The 24682-nt window shown below is 63.9% G+C and carries 20 protein-coding genes; 12 read left to right on the top strand and 8 right to left on the bottom strand.

Translation table 11 applies throughout. The features are described from left to right. Together AWC27_RS17945 and AWC27_RS17950 are read right to left on the bottom strand one after the other, a co-directional pair. Nucleotides 1–1223, bottom strand: a 1223-nt coding sequence (locus AWC27_RS17945) for a PE family protein (RefSeq protein ID WP_085671753.1), incomplete at its 3' end; no start/stop codon positions are given. Nucleotides 1224–1440: 217 nt separating this feature from the next. Beyond that, a complete protein-coding gene (locus AWC27_RS17950; RefSeq protein ID WP_085671726.1) occupies nt 1441–2202 on the bottom strand; it encodes a TVP38/TMEM64 family protein in 762 nt (253 codons plus the stop codon). Nucleotides 2203–2390: 188 nt separating this feature from the next. Here AWC27_RS17950 and mutA point away from each other — a divergent pair, with 188 nt between their 5' ends. From mutA to lipL, 4 genes are all read left to right on the top strand, one after another. Then, nucleotides 2391–4262, top strand: a complete 1872-nt coding sequence (gene mutA / locus AWC27_RS17955; protein ID WP_085671727.1) for a methylmalonyl-CoA mutase small subunit — start codon at nt 2391–2393, stop codon at nt 4260–4262. 5 nt (nt 4263–4267) lie between these two features. After that, complete coding sequence (gene scpA, locus AWC27_RS17960) at nt 4268–6520, top strand: methylmalonyl-CoA mutase (RefSeq protein WP_085671728.1); 2253 nt, start codon at nt 4268–4270, stop codon at nt 6518–6520. Nucleotides 6521–6616: 96 nt separating this feature from the next. Beyond that, nucleotides 6617–7606 carry a methylmalonyl Co-A mutase-associated GTPase MeaB gene (meaB, locus tag AWC27_RS17965; RefSeq protein WP_085671729.1) on the top strand — a complete coding sequence of 330 codons (990 nt, stop codon included), beginning with the start codon at nt 6617–6619 and terminating at the stop codon, nt 7604–7606. Nucleotides 7607–7669: 63 nt separating this feature from the next. Further along, complete coding sequence (gene lipL, locus AWC27_RS17970; RefSeq protein WP_085671730.1) at nt 7670–8956, top strand: esterase/beta-lactamase LipL; 1287 nt, start codon at nt 7670–7672, stop codon at nt 8954–8956. Nucleotides 8957–8958: 2 nt separating this feature from the next. Here the strand turns inward: lipL and AWC27_RS17975 are convergent, their stop codons facing one another. Continuing rightward, complete coding sequence (locus AWC27_RS17975) at nt 8959–9171, bottom strand: dodecin (protein ID WP_085671731.1); 213 nt, start codon at nt 9169–9171, stop codon at nt 8959–8961. Nucleotides 9172–9292: 121 nt separating this feature from the next. Between AWC27_RS17975 and AWC27_RS17980 the strand changes: the two genes are divergently transcribed. Beyond that, nucleotides 9293–10867: a glycosyltransferase family 87 protein gene (locus tag AWC27_RS17980; RefSeq protein ID WP_085671754.1), complete on the top strand. Its 1575-nt coding sequence runs from the start codon at nt 9293–9295 to the stop codon at nt 10865–10867. Between the two features lie 267 nt (nt 10868–11134). Further along, nucleotides 11135–13012, top strand: a complete 1878-nt coding sequence (locus tag AWC27_RS17985) for a hypothetical protein (protein ID WP_085671732.1) — start codon at nt 11135–11137, stop codon at nt 13010–13012. 34 nt (nt 13013–13046) lie between these two features. Here the strand turns inward: AWC27_RS17985 and AWC27_RS17990 are convergent, their stop codons facing one another. From AWC27_RS17990 to rfbH, 3 genes are read right to left on the bottom strand one after another with little or no spacing between them, the layout of a single operon-like run. Further along, nucleotides 13047–13538 carry a GtrA family protein gene (locus AWC27_RS17990; protein ID WP_085671733.1) on the bottom strand — a complete coding sequence of 164 codons (492 nt, stop codon included), beginning with the start codon at nt 13536–13538 and terminating at the stop codon, nt 13047–13049. After that, on the bottom strand, nt 13538–14551 hold the full coding sequence (rfbG, locus tag AWC27_RS17995) for a CDP-glucose 4,6-dehydratase (RefSeq protein WP_085671734.1): 1014 nt from the start codon (nt 14549–14551) through the stop codon (nt 13538–13540). Before rfbG ends, AWC27_RS17990 begins: the two co-directional genes overlap by 1 nt. Nucleotides 14552–14553: 2 nt before the next feature. Then, on the bottom strand, nt 14554–15921 hold the full coding sequence (gene rfbH, locus AWC27_RS18000; RefSeq protein WP_085671735.1) for a lipopolysaccharide biosynthesis protein RfbH: 1368 nt from the start codon (nt 15919–15921) through the stop codon (nt 14554–14556). A 154-nt stretch (nt 15922–16075) separates the two neighbouring features. On the opposite strand from rfbH, the gene rfbF reads away from it, so the two are divergent. The 6 genes from rfbF to AWC27_RS31245 all read left to right on the top strand — a co-directional run bounded on the left by rfbF (nt 16076) and on the right by AWC27_RS31245 (nt 23014). Next, nucleotides 16076–16852 (top strand): glucose-1-phosphate cytidylyltransferase, encoded by a 777-nt coding sequence (rfbF, locus tag AWC27_RS18005; protein WP_085671736.1) that lies wholly within the window; start codon nt 16076–16078, stop codon nt 16850–16852. 8 nt (nt 16853–16860) lie between these two features. After that, nucleotides 16861–17793 carry a glycosyltransferase family 2 protein gene (locus AWC27_RS18010; protein WP_211281664.1) on the top strand — a complete coding sequence of 311 codons (933 nt, stop codon included), beginning with the start codon at nt 16861–16863 and terminating at the stop codon, nt 17791–17793. A 153-nt stretch (nt 17794–17946) separates the two neighbouring features. After that, nucleotides 17947–19482 (top strand): N-acetylneuraminate synthase family protein, encoded by a 1536-nt coding sequence (locus AWC27_RS18015; protein WP_211281661.1) that lies wholly within the window; start codon nt 17947–17949, stop codon nt 19480–19482. Continuing rightward, nucleotides 19482–21386, top strand: coding sequence for a thiamine pyrophosphate-binding protein (locus tag AWC27_RS18020; RefSeq protein WP_211281662.1), 1905 nt, complete (start codon nt 19482–19484; stop codon nt 21384–21386). The genes AWC27_RS18015 and AWC27_RS18020 overlap by 1 nt, the downstream gene beginning before the upstream one ends. Further along, nucleotides 21370–22074, top strand: a complete 705-nt coding sequence (locus AWC27_RS18025; protein WP_085671738.1) for an HAD family hydrolase — start codon at nt 21370–21372, stop codon at nt 22072–22074. The genes AWC27_RS18020 and AWC27_RS18025 overlap by 17 nt, the downstream gene beginning before the upstream one ends. Before the next feature lie 283 nt (nt 22075–22357). Continuing rightward, nucleotides 22358–23014, top strand: a complete 657-nt coding sequence (locus AWC27_RS31245) for a class I SAM-dependent methyltransferase (protein ID WP_169726818.1) — start codon at nt 22358–22360, stop codon at nt 23012–23014. A gap of 12 nt (nt 23015–23026) precedes the next feature. Here the strand turns inward: AWC27_RS31245 and AWC27_RS18035 are convergent, their stop codons facing one another. Both AWC27_RS18035 and AWC27_RS18040 read right to left on the bottom strand, forming a co-directional pair. Then, nucleotides 23027–23956 carry an NAD-dependent epimerase/dehydratase family protein gene (locus tag AWC27_RS18035; RefSeq protein WP_085671740.1) on the bottom strand — a complete coding sequence of 310 codons (930 nt, stop codon included), beginning with the start codon at nt 23954–23956 and terminating at the stop codon, nt 23027–23029. After that, complete coding sequence (locus AWC27_RS18040; protein ID WP_085671741.1) at nt 23953–24678, bottom strand: glycosyltransferase family 2 protein; 726 nt, start codon at nt 24676–24678, stop codon at nt 23953–23955. Before AWC27_RS18040 ends, AWC27_RS18035 begins: the two co-directional genes overlap by 4 nt. Nucleotides 24679–24682: the final 4 nt, after the last annotated feature.

The raw sequence follows: 24682 nt of genomic DNA on the forward strand, positions 1-24682 counted from the left end.
CCCCCGGCGCCGCCACCGCCGCCGTCCCCGCCATTGCCCCCGACTCCGCCTTGCCCACCGTCACCGGCCGCACCGCCGGCACCATTAGCTCCCGCGGTGTCGAATTGCGCGCCCGCGCCGCCATTGCCGCCGTGGCCGCCGTCTCCTCCAATAGCGCCGGTGCCGCCGATGCCGCCGGCGCCCCCACGCCCGCCGAATCCTCCGTTTCCGACCAGCAACCCGCCGTGGCCCCCGGCACCACCGATGCCACCCGTTCCTCCGACGGCGCCGGGCGCGCCCACGGCGCCATCGCCTGCGGCGCCACCATCGCCGCCGGGCAGACCATCGATGGGTCCGTTAGGGAGTGGGTCCGGCCTGGGCTGGCCGTAACCATCCCCGCCCCTGCCACCTGCGCCGCCGGCTTGTCCGTAGGTGCTGCCGTCGCTGCCGGTTCCGCCGGACGTACCGAAGGGAATTGGCTGACTCTGGCCGCCGGCTGCCCCACTGGCTGCCGGGCTGCTCGGCGGATTGACCCCACTAGCTCCGGCGCCGCCGATGCCGCCGATTCCACCGTCCCCGCCGTTACCGAACAGTCCAACCGCGGCGCCGCCGTTACCGCCCTGACCGCCGGTCCCGCCGTTGATCCCAGCGCCACCGGCCCCGCCGTGTCCGCCATTGCCGGCGATCAAGCCGCCGGCACCTCCTGCGCCGCCGGATCCACCGAAAAATCCGGTACCGCCGGTTCCGCCGTTTCCTCCGTTGCCAAATAACCCGGCATCTCCGCCGCGACCGCCCGCTTGTCCTGCGGCGCCGGGCGCGCCGTCGCCCCCGTCGCCCCACAGCCATCCGCCGTTCCCGCCGGGCTGGCCTGGCGACGTTCCGCTTTTGCCGTTACCAATTAATGCTCGCCCCGTGAGAAGTTCGGAGGGCGCGTTCAGCGCGGTCAGAAGGACTTGGCTGACATTGGCGGACTCGGCGCTGACGTATGCGGTCGCATTGGTCGACAGGGTACGGACAAACTGGTCGTGAAATGCCTCCGCTTGAGTGCTAAGCGCTTGGTAGGCCTGACCGTGCGCGGTAAACATCGCTGCGAGTGCGGCCGACACTTCATCGGCGCCCGCGGCAAGCACTCTGGTTGTCGAGGCCGCTGCGGCCTGATTCGCCGCGCTGACGACGGAGCCTATTCCGGCTAGCTCGGCGCTGGCGGCCGCAAGCATTTCAGGTGTCGCAACCAAGAACGACATTTGCATCCTCCTATGCCAGCGCACTGCATCAAGGACTCGCTAAGCAGCCACGCAGCGGCTGTGCTTTCGGTTAACAGTGGCGCTTGTGCATTCGGAGAACATGCGGCACTGATGAAATGCGCTGGTCACCGCCCTGATGGTGCCGCTGCGCGTGCGCCTTCCTCAGATCTGGTGCACTTCGCGCAGACTCGCTGCGAGATTCGCTGCGGAAAAGGCCCTACAACGTAACGGCAGGCTCGAGGACCGGCTCGTCCTCGCGCGTTTGGCCGTGGTGCCGCCGCCGGTGGTTGCGGATCTCGTAGAACAGGCCGGCCAAGCCCAGGGCGCCGGTACACACCGACACCAGAATCAGCAGCGGGCTGGAGTGACCCGCCAGTGCGTCGCCCAGGATCACCACCGCTGCCGTGCCGGGCAGCAAGCCGGCCACCGTGGCCAAGGTGTAGGGCGCCACCTGAATGGATGATGCCCCCGCTGCGTAGTTGATCGCCGAGAACGGGACCGCGGGGATCAATCGCAACGACAAGACCGTCGGCCAGCCCCGCTCGCGCATGCGGTCGTCTACGGTGCTGACCGCCTGGTGGCGGACCAGGCCATGTAGCCGCCACCCGGCCGCGCGCACGAGGAACAGCGCGATCACCGCACTTGCCGTGCTGCCCAGGACCGCGATCAAGACCCCCAGCGCCGGGCCGAACAACAGCCCCGCCGCCAGCGTGAAGGCCGTGCGGGGGAGCGGCAGCACCGTGGCGATGGCGTGCACCAGCAGGAATGCCAACGGGAACCAGGGCCCCACAGACTCCGCCCAGTCTCGCAACTGAACCGCCGTCGGCACCGGAACGAGCAGCACGATGACGACCAAAATTGTGATTCCCACCACGGTCGCGACAGACCGTGGCCGAGACAACTGGCGGGCAGCCACACCAACTGCGGTGGCGATTCCGCGCACCGTATCGGTGGTTTTGCAGATGGCGGGAGCCGTCATGCCTACTAAGTTACGGAACGAACGTGAATATCTCGTTTCCCTGGGCTGGCGTTTCGTCACACTCAGGCGTCGATCGGGCGAACTCATGGTCTGGCCAGCCGTCACAATCAATTAGCCTTATTAGTTAAGTGGCGATCCGAAGCAAGGCCAAGCAAAGTTGGTAATTGCTGCGAAAACAGGAGCCGTCGGTGTCCATTGATGTACCCGAACTCGCCGACCTGAAACAGGTTCGCGGGCGTTGGCGCACTGCCGTCGCCGGTGTGCTGGCCAAGAGCACCCGCAGGGATCCCAGCGAGCTTGGGGATCAGCCCGAGCAGCTACTGGACACAGCGACCCCGGACGGATTCGCCATCCGGGCGCTCTACACAGCACTGGACGAGCTTCCCGAACCGCCGTTGCCGGGCCAGTGGCCCTACGTGCGTGGCGGCGACGCACTGCGCGATGTCAACTCCGGCTGGAAGGTCGTCGAGGCGTTTCCAGGGTCCGGCGAGACGATCGGCGAGCGCAACGCCGCGATGTTGGGAGCGCTGGGTGACGGTGTCAGCGCACTGTTGATCAAGGTGGGGGAGCCCGGGGTGCCCCCGCAGCAGCTCAACGAGCTGCTAGAGGGCGTGCATCTGAGCATGGCGCCGGTGATTCTTGACGCCGGTCCCGCTTATCGCGCGGCTTGCGATGCCCTATTGACGCTGGTGGCGCAGGTGAAACCCGACCAACGCGCCACCTTGTCCGTCGACCTCGGCGCAGACCCACTCACGGCGGTTCTCAGCGACCGTCCGGCCGCGTCGATGGAGGACGCGGTCGCGGTGGCAAAGCAGGTGGCCGGCGAACGCGGGGTGCGCGCGATCACCGTCGACGGCCCCGCGTTCCACAACTTGGGTGCAACCGCGGCCTGGGAACTCGCGGCCACCATCGCCGCAGCCGTGGCCTACCTGCGGGTACTCACCGCCTCTGGGCTGTCCGTCGGCGACGCATTGCGGCAGATCAGCCTGCGGCTGGCCGCGGACGACGATCAGTTCATGACGCTGGCCAAGATGCGGGCCGTGCGACAACTGTGGGCACGCGTCGCCGAGGTCGCCGGGGACCCGGGAGGTGGCGCGGCCACGGTGCACGCGGAGACGTCGCTGCCGATGATGACTCAGCGCGACCCGTGGGTGAACCTGCTGCGCTGCACGCTGGCCGCCTTCGGCGCCGGGGTCGGGGGAGCGGACACAGTGCAGGTCTTCCCCTTCGATGTGGCGATTCCGGGCGGCTTTCCGGGCACGTCGGCCGGTTTCGCCCGGCGCATCGCCCGCAACACCCAGCTGCTGCTTCTGGAAGAGTCGCACGTCGGCAGGGTGCTCGATCCGGCCGGTGGTTCCTGGTTCGTGGAGGACCTCACCGAACAGCTGGCCCAGCAGGCCTGGACCAACTTCCAGGAAATCGAGGCGCGCGGCGGATTCGTCGAGGCTCGCAGTTACCTGGCCAGCCGGCTGGGTGATCTTGCGGCGCGGCGCGCCGACGACATTGCGCATCGCCGCATCGCCATCACCGGCGTCAACGAGTTTCCGAACTTGGGCGAACCCGCGCTGCCGCAAGGGGATTCGTCGCCTGCCCCGGGCACGGCCGGCAACCTGATCCGCTACGCCGCGGCCTTCGAAGCGCTGCGGGATCGCTCGGATGTGTACCTGGCCCGCACCGGGTCACGTCCGCAGGCGCTGCTGCTGCCGCTGGGGCCACTGGCGGAAAACAACATCCGGTCGACGTTCGCAACGAACCTGCTGGCCTCAGGTGGCATCGAGGCGATCAACCCCGGAACGGTCGATGCCGACACGGTCGCGACAGCTGTCAGCCAAACCGGAACGCCCGCCGTGGCGGTGATCTGCGGCACCGACACGCGTTACCAGGACGAGGCCAGCCGCATTGTCGAGGCGGCGCGAAACGCGGGGATCGCACGGGTATACCTGGCGGGACCCGAAAAAGCCCTCGGCGACTCGCAAGATCACCGGCCCGACGAATTTCTCACCGCGAAAATCGATGCGGTCCAAGCCTTGTCGGACCTGCTGACCCGATTGGGAGCGTAGCCACGATGACGACTACCACGCCCATTCTCGGCAGTTTCGCCGATATCCCACTGCACGGCGACCACGGCGCCAAGGCGCCTACCGAAGCCGCGGTGGCAGAGCACGTGGCCGCCGCCGCGGCCGCGCACTGGTACACCCCTGACCAGTTGCAGTGGCAGACGCCGGAAGGCATCGACGTCAAACCGGTCTACATCGCCGCCGATCGCGCCGCGGCCGAGGCCGACGGCTATCCCCTGCACACCTTTCCCGGTGACCCCCCGTTCGTACGCGGCCCGTATCCGACGATGTATGTCAACCAGCCGTGGACCATCCGCCAATACGCCGGGTTCTCCACCGCCGCGGAATCCAACGCGTTCTACCGTCGCAACCTGGCCGCGGGCCAAAAGGGACTGTCGGTGGCCTTCGACCTGGCCACCCACCGCGGCTACGACTCCGACCACCCCCGCGTCCAGGGTGACGTCGGAATGGCCGGCGTCGCAATCGATTCCATTCTCGACATGCGGCAGCTGTTCGACGGCATCGACTTGTCGACGGTCAGCGTCTCGATGACGATGAACGGCGCCGTGCTGCCCATCCTGGCGCTGTATGTGGTGGCCGCCGAGGAGCAGGGGGTGCCGCCGGAGAAGCTGGCGGGCACCATCCAGAACGACATCCTCAAAGAGTTCATGGTGCGCAACACCTATATCTATCCGCCGAAGCCCTCCATGCGGATCATCTCCGACATCTTCGCCTACAGCAGCGCCAAGATGCCGAAGTTCAACTCCATCTCAATCTCCGGCTACCACATCCAAGAAGCCGGTGCCACAGCCGATTTGGAGTTGGCCTACACCCTTGCCGACGGTGTCGAGTACATCAAGGCAGGATTGGCCGCGGATCTGGACATCGACAAGTTCGCGCCGCGCCTGTCCTTCTTCTGGGGCATCGGCATGAACTTCTTCATGGAAGTCGCCAAACTGCGGGCCGGCCGGCTGCTCTGGAGCGAACTGGTGGCCCAGTTCGATCCCAAGAACGCGAAATCGCTTTCCTTGCGCACACATTCGCAGACCTCGGGCTGGTCGCTGACCGCCCAGGACGCGTTCAACAACGTCGCACGCACGTGCATCGAGGCGATGGCCGCCACCCAGGGGCACACCCAGTCGCTGCACACCAATGCACTCGACGAGGCGCTCGCGCTGCCCACCGACTTCTCCGCCCGCATCGCACGCAACACCCAGCTGGTGTTGCAGCAGGAATCGGGCACCACCCGGCCGATCGACCCATGGGCGGGTTCGTATTACGTGGAGTGGCTGACCCATCAGCTCGCCCAGCGCGCGCGAGCACACATCGCCGAGGTCGCCGAACACGGCGGCATGGCACAAGCCATCAGCGAAGGCATTCCCAAGCTGCGCATCGAGGAGGCGGCCGCGCGCACCCAGGCCCGCATCGACTCCGGTCAGCAGCCGGTGATCGGGGTCAACAAGTACCAAGTGGATGAGGACCACGAGATCGAGGTGCTCAAGGTCGAGAACAGCCGGGTTCGTGCCGAACAGCTGGCCAAGCTCAAAGAGCTGCGCGAAACGCGAGACCAGTCCGAGGTCGATGCCGCCCTGGCCGAACTCAGCCGCGCGGCTGGCGCGCACGGTCGCGCCGGAGACGACGGGCTGGGCAACAATCTGTTGGCCCTGGCCATCAACGCGGCACGGGTCAAGGCCACGGTCGGCGAGATCTCGGATGCGCTGGAGCAGGTCTACGGACGCCACAAGGCGGAGATACGTACTATCGCCGGGGTCTACCGTGACGAAGTCGGAAAGGCTCCGAATATCGCTAACGCCACCGAACTCGTGGAGAAGTTCGCCGAGGCCGACGGCCGCCGGCCGCGGATCCTGGTAGCCAAGATGGGCCAGGACGGTCACGATCGCGGCCAGAAGGTGATCGCGACGGCGTTCGCCGACATCGGATTCGACGTCGACGTGGGATCTCTGTTCTCCACGCCCGAGGAGGTGGCCCGTCAGGCCGCCGACAACGATGTGCACGTGATCGGCGTGTCGTCCCTGGCAGCGGGTCATCTCACGCTGGTGCCGGCGCTGCGTGATGCGCTGGCCGAGGTGGGCCGCCCCGACATCATGATCGTGGTCGGCGGCGTCATCCCGCCCGGCGACTTCGACGAGCTGTACGCGGCCGGAGCCGCCGCGATCTTCCCGCCGGGAACGGTCATCGCCGACGCCGCGATCGGCTTGCTGCACAAGCTTGCCGAGCGGCTGGGGTACACGCTGGGCTAAATGGCTGGGATCCTTTCTCGCGACCGTAACGTCATCGCCAAACTCGCCCCACTTTTTGGCCGTGGCGTTACGCTCGGCACGTTTGGTGAGGGCTAGATGGCTTCCCAAAACAAGGATTCGGCCGAGCAATTGGCGGCTGCCGTGCGTGGCGGCGACCGCGCAGCCCTGCCGCGGGCCATCACGTTGGTGGAGTCCACCCGGCCCGACCACCGTGAGCAGGCGCAACAGCTGCTATTGGCGTTGTTGCCTGATTCCGGCAACGCCCATCGCGTGGGTATCACCGGTGTTCCCGGTGTGGGCAAGTCCACGACCATCGAGGCGCTCGGTATGTACCTGATCGAGCAGGGGCACCGGGTGGCGGTGCTGGCAGTCGATCCGTCGTCGACCCGCAGTGGTGGCTCGATTCTGGGGGACAAGACCCGGATGGCGCGGCTGGCAGTACACCCGGACGCTTACATCCGCCCGTCACCGACCTCGGGCACCCTGGGCGGCGTGGCAAAGGCCACCCGGGAAACCGTTGTCCTGTTGGAGGCGGCCGGTTTTGACGTGATTCTGATCGAAACCGTCGGCGTGGGGCAGTCCGAGGTGGCGGTGGCCAATATGGTCGACACCTTCGTCCTGTTGACTCTGGCACGTGCCGGTGATCAGTTGCAGGGCATCAAGAAGGGCGTGCTGGAGCTGGCCGACGTTGTGGTGGTGAACAAGGCCGACGGTGAGCATCTGCGTGATGCGCGGGTAGCGGCTCGGGAGCTGTCGTCGGCGATCAGACTTATTCATCCACGCGAAACACTCTGGCGGCCACCGGTTCTCACGATGAGCGCGGTGGAAGGCAGCGGCCTGACCGAGCTATGGGAAACCATCGAACGGCACCGACAGGTGCTTATCGAGGCAGGGGAGTTAGAAGCCCGTCGACGGGATCAGCAAGTGGACTGGACCTGGCAGATGGTCCGCGACGCGGTCCTGGACCGGGTACTGACCCACCCGGCGGTACGCAAGGCGCGCGCCGCGGTGGAGAGCCAGGTTCGGGCCGGGGACTTGACCCCGGCGATGGCGGCTCAGCAAATACTCGACCTCGCCTCTTCCTAACGGAAAGGTAAATAATCTTTGTTTGCCATTCGACACGTGTGAAGTCGAAGTAAATTCAAACTCGTGAAGGTTGACATCGGAGTCGATCGACGCGCGGTCCCCTACCACGAGGCCCCTGACGCAGGTGCTCGTGTGTCCGGCGCGGCGGACTCAAATTTTGCTTGCGTCGTTCGCGCCTTCGCCAAGATGTTCCCAGGTCGCCGGTTTGGCGGCGGCGCGCTGGCGGTTTATCTCGACGGACAACCCGTCGTCGACGTGTGGACAGGTTGGGCGGACCGGCGCGGCAAAGTACCGTGGTCGGCAGATGCTGCACCGATGGTGTTCTCGGCAACTAAGGGCATGGCCGCCACAGTGATTCACCGGCTCGTCGACCGGGGGCTGATCGACTACGACGCCCCGGTTGCCGAGTACTGGCATGAGTTCGGCGCCAACGGCAAGCATGACCTCACCGTTCGTGAGGTCATGCGGCACCATGCCGGGCTGTCGGGCTTGCGCGGCGCCAGCCAACAAGACTTGCTGGACCACATCGAAATGGAAGATCGGCTGGCGGCGGCGTCTCCGGGTCGACTCTTGGGCAAACCTGCCTATCACGCGTTGACCTTCGGCTGGCTGATGTCGGGACTGGCTCGAGCGGTGACCGGAAAAGGGATGCGTGCGCTGATCCGCGAGGAACTCGCGGAGCCGTTGGGCACTGACGGCATGCATCTGGGTCGGCCCCCCGCCGAAGCGGCCACCCGCGTCGCCCAGATCATCATGCCGCAGACCATCACGGGAAACCCGGTGCTCAACTACGCGGCATACAAAGTCGCCGATCAGTTGTCCGGCGGATTCCGCTCCATGTATTTCCGGGGGGTCATGGCGGCCGTGCGGGGAGAGATTCCGCTACTGGACGCCGAGATGCCGGCCGCCAACGGAGTGGTAACCGCGCGCGCCCTGGCGCGCATGTACGGCGCGATCGCCAATCGCGGCGAGATCGACGGCACCCGATTCCTGTCGCACGGAATCGTCGAGGGGCTGACCGGCCGGCGGAACCTACGAATGGATCGAAACATATTGGTGCCGTTGTCATTCCACCTCGGCTACCACTGCGTACCGTTCGGCAACGTGATGCCGGGCTTTGGCCACGTCGGGATGGGCGGCTCGGTCGGCTGGGCCGACCCGCAGACGGGAATGGCGTTCGCCTACGTGCACAACCGGCTGTTGTCGCCATTCCTGGTGCTAGACCACGCCGGGGTGGCGACGCTGGGCAACCTCATCCGCCAAGGCGTCGGACGGGCCCGCAGGCGCGGTTTCGAGCCGATAACCGAGTTCGGCTCACCGTTCGCCGAGCGGGGTGCCGTAGCGGGCTAGTTTTACGAATCTTCCAGGCGGAAGCCGACTTTCATCGTCACCTGAAAGTGCGCAACAGCGCCGTCGGCCAAGTGGCCCCGGACCGACTCAACCTCGAACCAGTCGAGGTTGCGCATTGTCTCGGCTGCTCGATCCAGGCCACTGCGGATGGCCGCGTCGATTCCGTCGGGCGAGGTACCGACAATTTCGATCACGCGGTAGGTGTGATGGCTCATCGTGTCCCCTTACGTATGCCGAACTTTCATTCTCGGGTCGCCACAAATGCTATTGGTAAACTGCCGGGCGACTGTGCCGGGCGCGCCTCCGGCACCGTTTCTGCAGAACGGGGGGCATGCGGTGAAAAGACCCGTAGAGCTACTACGGGGCGCACAGTCGACGGTCAAAGGACAGGTCGCGGCGGTCGCCGGCCAATCCGAGCGCACGATCCTGCTCGGCGCGGTGCTTGTCTTGACGGCAGTCTCGGCGGTGACGGGTTTTGTGCTTGCCCAATACCTGTCGATCGACGTGCTTTCTTCGCTGGTGTTCGTCCCGGACGACTGCTACATCGATTGGGACACCAAGTGGGGTCGGCACTGCTTCAGCGACTACACGATGGTGGTGAGCTTCGGGCTGCGGCCCGATCCCTGGGATGCGTACCCGGTATACCTGCCCTCTGGCCTCACCTATGGGTATAGCAACTACCCGGCAGCCGGAATGGTGCCGCAGGTCATGTTCGGACTTCTGGGGAAATGGCTGGGCGCTCCGCGACTCGGGTTGATCGGTTATCAGCTCGCTTTGACGATCGCCGTCATCAGTCCAGCAGTGTGGGCTGCTCGCGGTGCACGTGGCCTGGAAAAGATCGTGGTCTTCCTGGCGTTGGGAGTCGTAGCGATACCGGCGTGGATGGTCATCGATCGCGGCAACTCGGCAGGTTTCGTCGTACCGGTCGCGCTTGTCTTCCTGGTGGCACTGTGCCGGCGACGGTGGGGGCTCGTCGTAGTCATGGTGATCCTGGCCGCGCTGGTAAAACCACAGTTCGCGGTGTTGGGAGCGGTGTTGTTCGCGGCTCGGCAATGGCGCTGGGCCGGCCTCGCCGTGGGCGGGGTCATTGCCTCCAATCTGGCCGCATATGCGCTGTGGCCGCGGGACTTTCCACAGACGATCATGCGGTCTATCCAGTACACCTTCGGTTACGGCAACGCCAGCGGCGGGGGCGGCAGCGGCGGAGGCGGTGGTGGTGGCGGTAGTGGCGCCGCTACTGATGCGACGTTCAAAGCGCTCACCGCGAACTTGAACGTCTCCTTCGGCAAGGCGCTCCTGCTGATCCCCGACAGCATCAAGTCCGGCGAATCGGGGGGCAAGTTGCCCGACGGCTTCCTTGCGGGACCCCGATCGATGCTGGGATACGCCGTCCTGCTGATCGTTGTCATCGCGGTTCTGGTGCTGGGACGACGGATTCCGGCCGTGATGGCCGGCATATTGCTGCTGGCCACCGCGTCGCTGTCGCCGGCGTTGAGCCAGCCCTACTATCTGGTGTTCGTCTTGCCAATCGCCGCGGTGCTGGTCCGGGACCCGGACGGGCCGCCGGGAACCGGGATCTTCGACCGCTTCGCCGCCGACGGCGATCGCCGGCGTGCGCTCGGAGTCTGCCTGAGTCTGGCTGTGGCGCTGAGCATCGCCCATATCGCGCTGCCCAGCCCGCCGATCGAGGTAGGAGACATAACGGGCCAATTCGGGACGGCCGGATCATTGACTAGGTCCGTCGTCGTGACAACGGTGTTCCTTGCGCCGATCCTCTGGCTGGTCACCTGCGCCGCGATTCTCATCTCCTACGGTCGGCGCCCTGGCACGTCGCCGCCCAGCGACCGAGGATCCGACGATCCCGGGGATGCTGACGAAAATATTCCAAATTCGTCGAAACTTATGGCGTAATTTTCGCCACACCGGCCGGTGTAATCTGCGAAACTTCGTGCGGGCAGGGAGAGCCAGGTTCATACACCGCAAGCAGGAGGTGGCTCGCGAGTGTGGTGAACCGGCAGGCGGTTAGCTAACCGTGCGCATTTGTCGACGACTCCGCTGTGGGAACGAACGACACTGGGTCAAACTGCCGGGCGGCTAGCTGGGGTGCCGCTCTCTCGGTGCCGGTTGTCGAGTAAGGGGGAGTGCGCATTGAGGCAGATATATGCGCTGCAGGGTGCAGTGTCGACGGTGAAGGGGTACGGCTCAGTTGCCGACCAATCAGAGCCCACACAGACGCTTAGTCAGCGTTTCCGGCCCGTTTTCGACCGAAGTAACCTCTGGCAGAATCTGGCCTTCATCTTCTGCGTTCTCTTCGGATTGGCCCTGATCGCCAACACTGAGCCCGCGGACGACGGCGTTTGGTATTGGTATAGCTATTTCCTGGACAGTGGGAAACGCCTCTACGCCGATATGCATTTGGCGCTGCAGCCGTTGTATGTGCTGGAGACCAGCGCGTTCATGGCCGTGCTGGGCAAGGGATGGCTGGTCTCCAAGATTCCCGCGGTTCTGCATCTCATAGCGTATTGCCTGGCTCTTCTGCTGCTGGTCCGACAGTCGAAAATGTCGGACGCGCGCAAGGGAATCATGCTCGCCTGCGCCTTCTTCATTTCCATTGCCAATGAGGCGTACGTGTTCAACGACTACCACGTGGTAGCCGATTCCTTTGTGCTCTACTCCCTGTTAATTCTGCTGTCGCTCAGGAAATCAGACAGCGTGCGTCGGACCCTGATACTGGTGGGGATCCTGGGTGTGCTTTCTGGCCTGACGCTAACCACCCGGCTCAATGATGGTGGCGCTCTGTTCGCCGGTGTATTCGTAGCGATCATTTGTTTAGCCCCTGCGAAGAAACTATGGTCGCTGCTGCTGTTCTCTGTGACCACGGGCCTGACCCTGGTGCTTGTCGTGTTCCTTACCGGGGACTCCTTGTACGACTACGCAATGAATTCGATCTTCAAGGCGGCAGGGATCAAGGGCTCCGGAGGCACCCTATTCGCGCAACCGCTGCTACTGCCCTGGAACACCATCGTGTGGCTGACCGATGGGGTGCCCATATGGGTGGCTTTCCATGCGGCCTTTGCCGCGGTGATCATGGCGTTCTTGGTTTTCCCGCTCATCCGGAAGCGCGGATGGTGGGAATTTGCATTGGCTGTTCTTGGGCTTGTTATGTTTGTGGTTCAAATCCACACGATGGGCCTCTTCGTTGACAACTCGTCGTCGAAGAGCGTGGCAGGTCTCATGGTCTTGCTCGCTTACGCGGCCGGCATCTGGGTGTTAGCGAGATTCATTTTCTGGTTGTTCTACCCGGAACGGGCCATGGGGTGGGACCGGCGAGAGATTCTGCTGTTGATACCGCTCGGGCAGATGGCGTCGGGTTCGCTTTCCTCGGGCGGAACGCATTACAGCAACATTCTTGGTGCGGTGGGCGTCCTTATCGTAGTAATGGCCATCTGCTCACCATTCCGCATAAAGGCACAGCGGCCCCGTGATGTCATGGTCGCGCTGGCCATCTTGTTGGTACTTTGTACGGTCGTCAACCGATTCAAAGAGCCCTACCACTGGCATACCTATCGGGAGAATGCCATGTTCTCCAACCGCGTCTGGTACCAGCATCCCGAATACGGTCCGATGATCATCGACCGCGATTTGCTGCAGATGATCGAACCGGTCTGCCAGACGATGCGCCAGAACGGCACCGAGGATGAGCTGCTGTCCATACCGTTCCCCGGCGGGAACTTCTTCTGTTCCATACCGCCCTGGCATGGCTATGTGCAGACGTTCTTCGATACGACAAGCAAGGAAACCATCCAGGGCTTGATGAACGAATTGCAGAGTTCGCCGCCGAAATGGATCCTGTATCAGCGGCAGCTTACGACCCTGCGATTGCACGAAAAGGTGTACAACCAGGGCAACCCGCTACAGCAGCGCTACCTCGACCAGCTCATCCAGCAGAAGATCGACGAGGGAATGTGGCACGTCGCCTACACCAGCGACTTCGGCTCCCGCGAGCAGTGGGGCGAGATGTGGGACAACAAATGGATGTTGATACAAACGCGGTAGCGTTTCGAATTACCCGATCACGAGCAAGGGCGCTTTAGCTGCGCAGTTTCTCATCCTGGGACTCGGTCGCACTGCGCCGGAATGAAAAGTGCCGGTGGCCGAAGTAGCTCAACAGCGTGGTGGCCGCCACGATGATCGCCTGCCCCACGACGCGGTTCATGCCCAACTCGACCAGCACAGGTAGCAAGACCGCGTTGATGGCCAGCGCAGTGAGATAGACGCTCCAGAAGCGCATGAGGTCGCGCAGCACGTGGCCGCGGACGTGGAACACGAAGCGCCGGTGTAGTACGAACGCGGACAACACGGCCAGTATGTGCGCAATGCCGAGAGTCACCAACGAACCGGCGACTTTGCCGAACCGGTGGTCAACGAAGTGGCCCACGGTCACCGAGCAGGCAATGAACAGGGCGAAGCCGACGATCGTATTGATCACTCCGACCACAAGAAATGCCACGCGCTGGTCGTGGACGAGCCGGATCAGCGGACCCGGTGGCGCCGGTTCCGGTGGCAGGTCGAATTCGGTCATCAGAGGTCTTCGAATGCGCTGATCTGCTGTTGGGTCACCGCGAGCGGGTCGGCGCCGGCGTGCACCTGCCGCTCCCAGTCGATCGTCCATGCGACGGCATCGCGGAAGCCGATACGGTTGCGCCAACCCAACTCTCGTTCCGCCTTACCGGCGTCGAGGGCCAGCAGGTTCGCCTCGTGCGGGTGGTCTCCGGGTTGGCATTCCCAATGCGCTCCGCCACCCCACAGCTGGGCCGCCAGCGTGGCGACCTGTCCCACCTCGACGAAGCTGTCACGTCCAGGCCCGAAGTTCCACTGGCCCAGACCCGAACCCGCCAACAGAGCGTCGGCCAGCGTGAGATAGCCGTTGAGACAGTCGAGTACGTGCTGCCACGGCCGCACCGCGCTAGGGAAGCGCAGCAGCGGCGCCTGGCCGTTGGCGTAGGCAGCCACCAGGTCTGGCAGCAGCCGGTCGCGACTGACGTCGCCGCCGCCAATGACGTTGCCGCCCCGGGCGATTGCGGTGGGAATGCCGGGGAAGCTGCGGACCCAGGACTGGGTGAGCAGATCGGCCATCGCCTTGGAGGCGCTGTAGGGGTCGTCGCCACCGAGTGGATCGGATTCGACGTAACCGGCTTCCTGGTTGATGTTGCGATACACCTTGTCGGTGGTGATGACGACGTGCGCACGCACGGACGGGGTGGCGGCGACGGCATCGAGCACGTTGAGGGTGCCCATGGCATTGGTTTCGTAGGTGTACCGCGGATCGCGGTAGGACTCGCGGACCAACGACTGGGCCGCCATGTGCACCACCACATCGGGGGCGGCCGCCTGGACCGCCGCCTTCGTGGCATCGGCGTCACGGATATCGACCCGGAAGTCGGCGACAAGCTGGTCGGCGAGACCGGCCCGCTTGAACAGCCCGCCCTCATCCGGGCCGAGGGCCAAACCTGACACCCGGTGCCCGCGGCCGAGCAGGAGCAGCGTGAGCCAGGGTCCCTTGAAGCCGGTATGGCCGGTGATCAGGTAGTGCACGGTTATCGTGCGGCTTCAGCCATGTAGTCGCGGATGGAGTCCGCCATGAAGTCGAGCATCGGCTGAGTCAGCCCCGGGTAAGTGCCCACCCAGAACGTCCGGTTCATCACGATGTCGGTGTTGGTCAGGTCGCCCACGACTCTGAAGTCGACGTTGCGGTAGGCGGGCTGCTTGAGCAGATTGCCCGCGAACAGCTGCCGGAATCCGATTTTGCGCTCATCGAGGAACTGCATGAACTTGGTTCTGTCGACCGGATGCTCGGGGTCCAGGGTGATCGGGTAACCGAACCAGGACGGGTCCGACTTGGGTGTGGCGACCGGCAGGATCAGTCCCTCGGTGCCCGACAGCCGCGAGGTCAGATAGGCGAAATTGTCCTTCCGGGCCTGCACGAATCCGTCCAGCTTGGTCAGCTGGGACAGCCCGATGGCGGCCTGCATGTCGGTGGCCTTCAGGTTGTAACCGATGTGGCTGTAGATGTACTTGTGGTCGTAGCCCTTGGGCAGATCGCCGAGTTGCCATTCGAACCGCTTATGGCAGGTGTCGGCGTCCCCCGGCGCGCAGTAGCAGTCGCGGCCCCAGTCGCGGAACGATTCCACCTGCTTGCGGACCAGCGCCGACTTGACGAAGACGGCACCACCCTCGCCGGTCGTGATGTGATGAGCGGGGTAGAAGCTGACGGTCGCGGTATCGCCGAAACTGCCGGTGCGCTTGCCGTCGTAGGTGGAGCCGAGTGCGTCGCACGAGTCCTCGACCAGCCATAGGCCATGCTTGTCGCACAACTCCAGGACCGTGTCCAGGTCGAAGGGGTTGCCGAGGGTGTGGGCCATCATGATCGCGCGCGTCTGGGGCCCGACGGCTTCGCGGAGCCGCTCGGAGATTGCGTCGTAGGTGCCCAGTTCGATGTCGACGACGACCGGCCGCAGCCCGTTCTGAATGATCGGGTTGACGGTGGTGGGAAATCCTGCCGCCACCGTCAGCACTTCGTCACCGGCCTCAAGCGGGCGCTTTCCGAACTTCTTCTTATAACTACCCAGCTTTGGGCTGGTCAGGGCGCTCAACGCGCACAGGTTGGCACTGGATCCGCTGTTGACGAACACCGAATCGCGGGCACCGACATAGCGGGCTAGCGCGCGCTCGAAGAGCGGATGGAACCGCCCGGCGGTAAGCCAGCCGTCTAAGCATGCGTCGACGAGTGCGGCGAAATCCTCCGGATCGAGCACCTTGCCCGATACGGGGACCGGCGAAGTGCCGGGGATGAACTCTGATGTCGCCAGCTTGCGCTTCGCGTAGCCGCGAACGGCCGCGAGAATGTCCTCGCGATCCTGCTCGAGCCCGTCCTCCCCAAACCCGTCGGTATCGAGTCGTGAAATGAGATCTCCTCAGCCGTACGTAATTCGTATAGTATGCGGCGGCTGAAAACCCCACGGAGCCCACCGCAGCATTGCTAGTGTGTCACCTGCGCGACGCCGCGTCAGCGAAATCGCACCCCGGGGGAACAACTACTTTGAGATGGGATGAGTCGCAATGAAAGCGGTGCTGCTCGCGGGTGGTCTAGGCACCCGTATGCGTGAGGAGACCGAGTTCCGCCCCAAGCCGATGGTCGAGGTGGGTGGCCGTCCCGTGCTGTGGCACATCATGAAAATCCTTGGTCACTACGGGATTTCCGACTTCGTGGTGTGCACGGGCTACAAGAGCGAGTACATCAAGAACTACTTCTCGAACTACGGGGCGGCCAACCTGGACTTCACCGTTACCCTCGGTGACCAGTCGAACATCCAGTATCACGGCTCGCACGACGAGTTCAACTGGAAGGTCACCGTTGCCGACACCGGCCTGGACACGATGACGGGCGGCCGGATCAAACGCATCCAGAAGTACATCGGCTGCGAGACGTTCCTGTGCACCTACGGCGACGGTATCGCCGATGTCGACATCCACGCGCTGCTGAAGTTCCACCGCTCGCACGGCAAGCTCGCCACCATCACGGCCACCCAGCCGATGAGCCGGTTCGGGGTCCTCGACCTGGAACAGGACGGCGCGGTCGCCACCTTCCGGGAGAAGCCGAAGACGGACGACTTCGTCAACATCGGCTATTTCCTATTCGAGCCCGCGGTATTCGACTACATCGACGGCGATGACTCGATTCTGGAGGACAAGCCGCTGAAACGGCTGGCCGAAGAACATCAGATCGCTGCATACTCGCACGATGGATTCTGGCAGCCGATGGATACCTACCGGGAATCGCAGTTGCTGAACAATCTGTGGAACAGCGGAAATCCCCCCTGGAAGGTGTGGAAGTAGGCGTGGCGGTGAAAAAGAAGATCACCTGCATCATCCCCGCCTACAACGAAAGCGAATGCGTCGACGAACTCGCCCGCCGGCTGGCGAAGGTGTTCGACTCCGAGACCGCTTACGACTTCGAGGCGATCGTCGTGGAGAACGGGTCGACCGACGACACGATGGAAAAGCTGCTCGTCATCCACAAGGAAGACGCGCGGTTCAAGATTCTGCAGCTGGCCCGTAACTTCACGATGGACGGCGGCCTGACCGCCGGCCTCAATGTGGTCGACGCCGATGCCGTCGTGCTCATGACCGCCGACCTGCAGGACGCGCCCGAGTTCATTCCGGAGTTGATCCGCAAATGGGAAGAGGGCTACGAGAACGTCTACGGCGTAGTCACCGAGCGGCGGGGCATCAGCCGTATCCGCGCGATGAATTCGCTGCTGTTCTATTGGCTGGCGGGCAAGCTGACGCACGACCGGATCACCAAGAACGCCAGTGACTTTCGGTTGGTCGACCGGAAAGTCTACGAGGCCGTTCGGTCGATGGACGAGCGCAACCGTTTCGTCCGTGGCCTGTTCTCCTGGGTCGGATTCAAGTCGATCGGAGTGCCGATGGTGCGCCCGCCCCGCTTCGCGGGCGAGTCGAAGGCCTACAGCCTGGGCGTCATCAACATGGCATTCAAAGGCATTTTCGCGCACTCCTACGTGCCGCTGAGACTGATCACCATCACCGGCTTCTTTTTGAGCTTCCTCGCGGCCGTCGTCGTGGTGCTGCTCGCCGTTCGCTTCGCCTTCTTCGGGGTGCCTTTCCCCGGGTTCGGCTCGCTGATCTGCGTCATGCTGATCGGTTTCGGAGTCGTCACGCTGCTGCTCGGCGTCGTGGGCGAGTACCTGGCGCTCATCTATGAGGAAGCAAAACAGCGACCCAACTTCGTCGTCACCAACAAGGTCGGATTATGAGGGAGGCGGTTAAAGTGCCTCCGCTGCGTGTCGGTCTGGCTTAGGATTAACCGCACATGGACGGATGGGATGTCGTCGGGGGGCGAACCGCATAATGACGCGATTCCCGGCCAAGCGACCGCCCGTCCCGCATCAATCGAGAGGTCGCTTGTAGTGCTTCAGGAAACGAGATCCCCCAACCGTGTAGGCCAATCGCTCATTCCCGACTGGCTTTTCATCTTCGAAATGGCTAACAACCACATGGGCGATGTCGACCACGGCGTGCGCCTGATTGGCGAATTTGCTGCCGTCGCAAAGGATTTCGACTTCAAGTTCGCCTTCAAGATGCAGTATCGCGCGCTCGACACGTTCATCCATCCCGAGTATCAGGGCCGCGACGACATCAAATACATCAAGCGCTTTGAGGAAACCCGGTTGAGTCCGGAACAGACCCGCAAGCTGGTCGACGCGATCCGCGACAACGGTTTCATTCCAATCTGCACACCCTTCGACGAGGAGTCGGTCGACCGGGTCGTGGCCGACGGCTTCGACATCCTCAAGATCGCGAGCTGCTCGCTCACCGACTGGCCGCTGCTGGAAAAGGCGGTGAGCAGCCCGCTGCCGATGATCGTCTCGACGGCGGGATCGACCATCGAGGAGATCGACAACGTCGTCGCCTTCCTCAAACACCGCAATAAGGATTTCGTGCTCATGCACTGCGTGGCCGAATATCCGACGAGCAACGACAAACTTCAGCTCAACCAGATCGACTTCCTGCGCCAGCGTTACGACGATATCCGCGTTGGATACTCGACCCACGAATTCCCGACCGAGACGTTGCCGGTCGCGGTCGCGATCGGCAAGGGCTGCACCGTATTCGAGAAGCACGTGGGACTCGTCACCGACGAATACGGCATCAACGGCTATTCGGCCGGTCCGGATCAGGCGCGGGCATGGCTTGAGATGGCGACCGTGGCTCGCTCGATGAACGGCATCTCCGGCGAGCGCTCGAAGGCAACGCCGGACGAGCGGGACAGCCTATTGTCGCTGCGCCGTGGCGTTTTCGCCCGCCAGGACATCAAGGCCGGCGAGAAGATCAGCACCAGCGACGTCTTCATGGCAATCCCGACGCAGGAAGGCCACATCACCGCGAACGACTGGTCGAAGTACAGCCACTTCTACGCGACGACCGACATCAGCAAGAACGAGCCGATCCTGGTCACCAACAGCCGGCGCGAAGAAGTGCGTGAACAGGTCTTTTCCATTGTGCAGCGGGTGAAGTCGCTGCTCGCCCGCGCCAACGTCGTCATCCCGGGCGAGGCCGATCTGGAAATCTCGCACCACTACGGCATCGACAAGTTCGATGAATTCGGTATCACGATGATCACCGTGGTGAACCGCGAATACTGCAAGAAGCTGATTGTGGTACTTCCCGGCCAAAATCATCCCGAGCAGTACCACAATCACAAGGAAGAGACATTCCACGTTCTCTTCGGTGATCTCGACGTTGAGCTGAACGGCGAGGGGCGTGTCTGCGGCCCCGGCGACGTCATCACCGTCGAGCGGACCGTGCGCCACGCGTTCACCAGCAAGACAGGTGCGATCTTCGAGGAGATCTCGTCCACCCACTACAAGGACGACTCGTTCTACACCGACCCCAAGATCGGTCAGAACAAAGAGCGCAAGACCTTCCTCACGCATTGGATGTGATGAGCACAGTCACCGCTGCGCCCGATGAGGCCAGCCCCGCCATGTCCAAAACCATGCGACTCGCGGATTACGTCTTCGCGCGCCTACGGGAAGAGGGCGTGGACGCAGTATTCCTGGTCCCCGGCGGCGGGGCGATGTATCTCGTCGATGCGCTCGGGCAGAACCAGGACATCCGCTATGTGCCGACTCACCACGAGCAGGCGGCGTCTATCGCCGCTGAAGCCTATTCGCGGATCAACGGCCATCTGGGCTGCGCGCTTGTCACTACGGGGCCCGGCGCGACCAACGCGATCACCGGGGTGACCGGCGCCTGGATCGAGTCGGTGCCGCTGCTCGTTCTTTCCGGACAGGTCAAGCGTGCCGACCTGATGGGTGACAGCGGTGTGCGGCAAAAGGGTCCGCAGGAAGTCGACATCGTGTCGATGGTGCAGCCGATCACCAAATATGCGGTGACAGTGCTCGATCCGTCCGAGATCCGCTATCACTTCGAGAAGGCGGTGCATCTCGCCACCACTGGCCGGCGTGGCCCGGTCTGGCTGGACATTCCGCTGGACGTGCAAGCCGCACAGATCGACGCTTCGACGCTCAACGGCTATGTGCCAGAGACGGTTAGCGATCCAAACCTGGGCGCTGACGCAGCCGCTGTCATTGAACTCCTCAATGCGGCCGAACGGCCGATCATCCTGGCAGGACACGGCATTCGTCTCGCCGAGGCGGCCGACGATTTCCGTGAGCTTTATGAGGCGCTCGGGATTCCGGTCGCCACCACCTGGAATGCGGCCGATCTCATTCCCTCGGGACACCGGCTTTCTGTTGGAAAGCCGGGCACGGTCGCGCAGCGGCCGCCCAACTTCGCGATCCAGAACAGCGATCTCATCCTGGCCATCGGGGCCCGGCTGGACAACGTGGTCACGGCATACAATCCGGCGAAATTCGGCCGCCATGCACCCAAGGTCATCGTCGATGTCGATCCCGCCGAACTGGGTAAGTTCCCGGCCGAGATGAACATCGCACGCACGGTCTGTGCTGACGCACAGGACTTCATCCGCGCGATGCTCGCACAAAAAGAGGGCATCGCCGCGAAGGACCGCTCGCCTTGGCTGCAGCGCTGCAACGATTGGAAAACGCGCTACCCGATCAACGACGGGGCTCCCTTCCCGAAATCGGGAGTGATCAGCCACTATCACCTCACCAAGGTGCTCGCCGACGAGATTCCCGAGGACACGCTCATCGTCACCGGCAGCTCGGGCCTTGCGGTTGAGATTTTCTACACGGGCTTCGCGAACAAGCCGGGGCAGCGCATCTTTCTCACCTCTGGCCTCGGCGCTATGGGTTACGGGTTGCCGGCGATGGTCGGAGCGGGCCTGGCTTCGAACGCGAAATCCTATGTCGGCGTTGAAGGCGACGGCAGCCTGATGATGAATATCCAAGAGCTGCAAACTATTCGGATGCTCGATCTGCCGCTCAAGCTCTTCCTGTTCGACAACGGCGGCTATGCCTCCATCCGAAACACCCAGCGCAACTATTTCGACGGCCGCTACGTCGGAACCGGGCCGGAGGGCCGGCTCGGCCTGCCGGACTTCGTTTCGCTCGCCCAGGCGAACGGCATAGCGGCGATGCGCATCGAGGATGCGGCCGATCTTGTTACCGGTGTGCGCGAGGCGCTATCGCGGCGCGGACCGCTCATCGTCGATGTCCGGGTGCAGAACAATGAGGCGCTGTGGCCGAAATCCGCGGCGCTGCCACAACCCGATGGGTCGATTCGCTCGATGCCGCTGGAAGACATGTCGCCGCTGCTGCCGCGGGCGGAGTTTGGCGCCAACATGATTGTGCCGCTGGACCCCGCCTCGGAGAACTTGCCTGAGCGACTCATCGAGCAGTCCAAAAATGCCGCAAAGCCCTAGCCGGCCCGGCGCGATCCTTTTCGATCTGGACGGCACCGTCGTAGACAGCGCTCCGGCGATGACGCGCGCCCTCAATGAAATGACGCGGCGCCGCGGCGCTCCGGCCGTCGACGTTGCATCGGTACGCAACTGGGTCAGCCTCGGCGGGGAGGCGATGCTGCGCGGCGCGCTTGGCGACACGGCCGATCCCCTTGGCGATCTCGACGAGTTTCGCGACATCCTGCGTGGCCAGACCGCCGATCCCGCCGATCTCTATCCCGGCGTGCCGGAAATGCTTGCAGCCCTCAAAAACACGGGCTACCGCATTGGCGTCTGCACCAACAAGCGCGAGGACATCGCCGTTCCCTACGTCGCGGGCCTCGGTATCGCGTCCTATCTCGACGTCGTCGTCGGCGGGGCACCCGGCCGCCGGCTCAAGCCCGACCCGGAGCTCTGCCACTTGACGCTGCAGCGGCTGGACGTATCGGCGCACGACGCGATCTTCGTCGGAGACAGCGAAATTGATGCTGAAACCGCGCTCGCGGTGGGGCTGCCGTTCGTCCTGGTGACCTTCGGCTATCCCCATGGCGACCTCGGCGCGATCGCGGCAGACGCGCGGCTGGACGATTTCGAAGGACTGTGCGAACTGGTCGCTGCGATGTTCGCGGATCGGATCTCGGCAAGACTGTCCAGTTCCCGGGAAATCTAGGGGGGTTTGGAACGAGATGTCTCAGCTCTGCCCGATCTGTGGCGGTGAGGGTACCGTCCAGGCGCATGGCCGAATCGCGCCGTTCATCCTTCAGTTGCAGGGCGACCCGGACGACGTTCCGCGCGATACCACCCTATGCCGTTGTGCCGCCTGCGATTTGGTCTATTTCTCACATCGCTTCAATGACGACACCCTGGCCGCAATGTATTCGGGGTACCGAAATGAGCGCTACCTTTCGATCCGACGACGCTGGGAGCCTTGGTATTCGCGCAATGTGAACTCCATGATGGAGCCAGGATCGGAGGTGGTGGCCGAGCGCGTCGGGTTCGTCGTCGACATCATCGAGCCTCATGTCCGCCTCGACACCGTGCGGAACATGGTCGACTACGGGGGCGACGAAGGTCAGTTCTTTCCGCCGGGCTACGCAGGCCCCAAGTACGTAATTGAGGTATCGGGGAAAAACCTGGTCGACGGAGTGCAGGCGGCCGCGTCACTGGACGAGTTGCCCGAAAAGCCGCACCTGGTGATCTCATCTGGCGTTCTTGAGCACCTCGTCGACCCGGTTGAGCTGGTCAAAGACATCCGGGCCGCGCTTCCCGAGGATGGGTGGTTCTATGCCGAGGTGCCGCTGGACCGCCCCAAGGTGCGGCGCTGGCACGCTGGGGCGCGTTATCGCCGTTTCCTGGACTCGGTTTCGGCAACCCGGGCCGGCTGGATCGCCGCGGATTTCGCGGCGGGCATGGCACGCAATTTCGGCCGTACGGTGCCGCGCCTGGGCGCGGTCAAGCAGAGCGAGCACATCAACTACTTCTCGGCACAATCCCTGCAGGAGTTGTTGACCCGCGGAGGATTCCGGGTCATCACCACCCGCGCCGACCCAACCGCGAGTTTCGAGGGTCTGCGTCTGGGCCGGCTGGGAGCCCTCGCGGTTCCGGCGTAGCCGAGCCGACTCTTAACGAGCGAGCACACCTCGAGCGGTGATCTCGATCTGCCGATCCAGCGGTACGCTCGCCAAACCCCATCGCTGGCAGCGTGTTTCCCAATCCTGGCCGTCGGAGTGATAGCGATCGGCGTCTCGGGGATCGACTTCGCCGCGGGTGATCACGGCGTCCGGGCGCACTACCGCGGCGACCCGCGCGGCGAGCTCGTCCATTTCCACCAGCTCGCCGCCGCTGTCAATGGTGGCCGGCCCCACGCCGCCTTCGGCGAGGCCGAGCGCGAGCAGTTCCTCGGCCAGCACGTAGCGGCGAAATACCGGGCGGCGCGCTGTGATTCGAATCGCGCCCGCGTCAGCGTCTTGGATCATGGACCCCAGTGCGTAGCCCCGCGGTTTCTGCACGTGCGCCCCGGAAATGCTCCAGGCCCGCAACACGACGGGCACCGCACCGCTCTTGGCGGCCGCCTCCTGCAGGCAGTACTCGGCTTCCCGTTTGAGGTAGCCGTACGGGTTGTCCTCGATCGGGGCGTCGAAGGCGTCCTGCGGGTGGACGGCCGCTCCGCTGGAGACCGTGAGCGAAAGACGCACTCCGGGTAGCTTCGTGGCGTAGACGAGGCGGTCGGTCTGGGCGCGGTTGGTTGCGACGTACTCGTCGAGCGGCAGGTCGGACACCCGGTCGCGGGTGAGGAATGCGCAGTCCAGCACGACGGTCGGGGCGAACTCCGCCACTTCCCGGTCATCCCACGCCCGCAGCTCGACTTCGCGATCGCCGACCTTGATAATCCGAGGCCGGCTGGCCAGGGCCAGCGTGGGCAGACCGAGCGGCGCGATCAGATCAAGGGCGGTCCGTCCGAGCCAGCCCGACGCGCCGGTGACCAGCACCCGGTCCTCCCCGAGCGATTGTGCGGCCAGTGCCCGGGCGCCGTCGCTCACCAATCCGGTCATGTGGCTTTTCGCCTCCCAGGCAGATTCCGGCGCATCATCTCGCGCACCGAGGCCCCGACGAACCTGGGCAACCGCTTCTTGAATTCCTCGTCCTCTTTCATGCTGAGGCCGCTGACGTCGTTGTAGTTGGCCACCACGATGTCCATGTAACGAGTAACCAGCGCCGGATTGGAGAAGCAGCGGATGTTGAAGTCCCAGTCGGCCCATAGCCGGTAGCGCAGGTTGTAGGGGCCGATGGTCTCAAAAAGCGTGCGGCGGTAGAAGATCGCTTGGTGGCAGATGTTCTGCTCGAACAGCAGCCGATCGACATCGAATACGCCGGCGTAGCGCGATGACTTCGAGCGCATGATCACATCGCCGTAGACCAGATCACTGGGGGAGTGCTCGCCGATGAAGCCGGCTACCCGGGCCAGTGTTTCCGGTTCGTACAGGGTGTCGTCGGCCCCAAGGAACAGCGCCCAGGTCCCGTTCGCCATGCCGACGCCGTTGTTCATGGCGTCGTAGGGGCCGTCGTCGGGGCCGCTGTGCAGGATCAGCCGCCCGTCCAGGCTGGACTCGTAGCTCTTGGCCAGCTCGACACTGCCGTCGGTCGAGCCCCCGTCGACCACGACCAGTTCGTAGTCCGTATAGGTCTGGCCGGCGATGCTGTCCAGGCAGGCGCGCATGGTCCCGGCCACGTTGAAGGTTGGGACGATGATCGAAAACAGTGGCACTGCAACCATTGTC

Origin of the sequence: Mycobacterium szulgai (assembly GCF_002116635.1) — a bacterium.
GTDB classification, from domain to species: domain Bacteria; phylum Actinomycetota; class Actinomycetes; order Mycobacteriales; family Mycobacteriaceae; genus Mycobacterium; species Mycobacterium szulgai.

Excerpts from the sequence above, each read along its gene's own strand:
- AWC27_RS17950 (WP_085671726.1), bottom strand. The coding sequence starts at position 2,202 with ATGACGGCTCCCGCCATCTGCAAAACCACCGATACGGTGCGCGGAATC.
- scpA (WP_085671728.1), top strand. The coding sequence starts at position 4,268 with ATGACGACTACCACGCCCATTCTCGGCAGTTTCGCCGATATCCCACTG.
- meaB (WP_085671729.1), top strand. The coding sequence starts at position 6,617 with ATGGCTTCCCAAAACAAGGATTCGGCCGAGCAATTGGCGGCTGCCGTG.
- AWC27_RS17975 (WP_085671731.1), bottom strand. The coding sequence starts at position 9,171 with ATGAGCCATCACACCTACCGCGTGATCGAAATTGTCGGTACCTCGCCC.
- AWC27_RS17990 (WP_085671733.1), bottom strand. The coding sequence starts at position 13,538 with ATGACCGAATTCGACCTGCCACCGGAACCGGCGCCACCGGGTCCGCTG.
- rfbF (WP_085671736.1), top strand. The coding sequence starts at position 16,076 with ATGAAAGCGGTGCTGCTCGCGGGTGGTCTAGGCACCCGTATGCGTGAG.
- AWC27_RS18020 (WP_211281662.1), top strand. The coding sequence starts at position 19,482 with ATGAGCACAGTCACCGCTGCGCCCGATGAGGCCAGCCCCGCCATGTCC.
- AWC27_RS18025 (WP_085671738.1), top strand. The coding sequence starts at position 21,370 with ATGCCGCAAAGCCCTAGCCGGCCCGGCGCGATCCTTTTCGATCTGGAC.
- AWC27_RS31245 (WP_169726818.1), top strand. The coding sequence starts at position 22,358 with ATGATGGAGCCAGGATCGGAGGTGGTGGCCGAGCGCGTCGGGTTCGTC.
- AWC27_RS18035 (WP_085671740.1), bottom strand. The coding sequence starts at position 23,956 with ATGACCGGATTGGTGAGCGACGGCGCCCGGGCACTGGCCGCACAATCG.
- AWC27_RS18040 (WP_085671741.1), bottom strand. The coding sequence starts at position 24,678 with ATGGTTGCAGTGCCACTGTTTTCGATCATCGTCCCAACCTTCAACGTG.